Source organism: Actinocatenispora rupis (assembly GCF_016861975.1).
GTDB classification, from domain to species: domain Bacteria; phylum Actinomycetota; class Actinomycetes; order Mycobacteriales; family Micromonosporaceae; genus Actinocatenispora; species Actinocatenispora rupis.
Genome location: NZ_BOMB01000081.1, coordinates 1 through 530 on the forward strand (window position 1 = coordinate 1; position 530 = coordinate 530).

General features: G+C 63.4%; 1 protein-coding gene. It reads left to right on the forward strand.

The window, feature by feature from the left end:
* On the forward strand, positions 1-530 hold a 530-nt coding region (locus Aru02nite_RS36355), incomplete at both ends, for a cytochrome c oxidase subunit I (RefSeq protein ID WP_203665093.1).

Here is a 530-nt window from a genome sequence, read left to right on the forward strand (position 1 = left end):
GTCGTTCCTCATCGCGATCCCGACCGGCATGAAGTTCTTCAACTGGATCGGCACGATGTGGCGCGGGCAGATCACGTTCGAGTCGCCGATGCTGTTCTGCGTCGGCTTCCTGACCACGTTCCTGTTCGGCGGCCTCTCCGGCGTACTGCTGGCGTCCCCGCCGATCGACTTCCACGTGTCCGACACGTACTTCGTGGTGGCGCACTTCCACTACGTGCTGTTCGGCACGATCGTGTTCGCGGTGTACGCGGGGATCTACTTCTGGTTCCCGAAGATGACCGGCCGGATGATGGACGAGCGGCTGGGCAAGCTGCACTTCTGGCTGACGTTCGTCGGGTTCCACACGACGTTCCTCGTGCAGCACTGGCTGGGCGCGGAGGGCATGCCCCGGCGGTACGCGGACTACCTTGGCTCCGACGGCTTCACCACGCTGAACACGATCTCCACGATCGGCGCGTTCATCCTCGGTGTGTCGACGCTGCCGTTCCTGTGGAACGTCTACAAGTCGTACAAGTCGGGGCCGGTCGTCG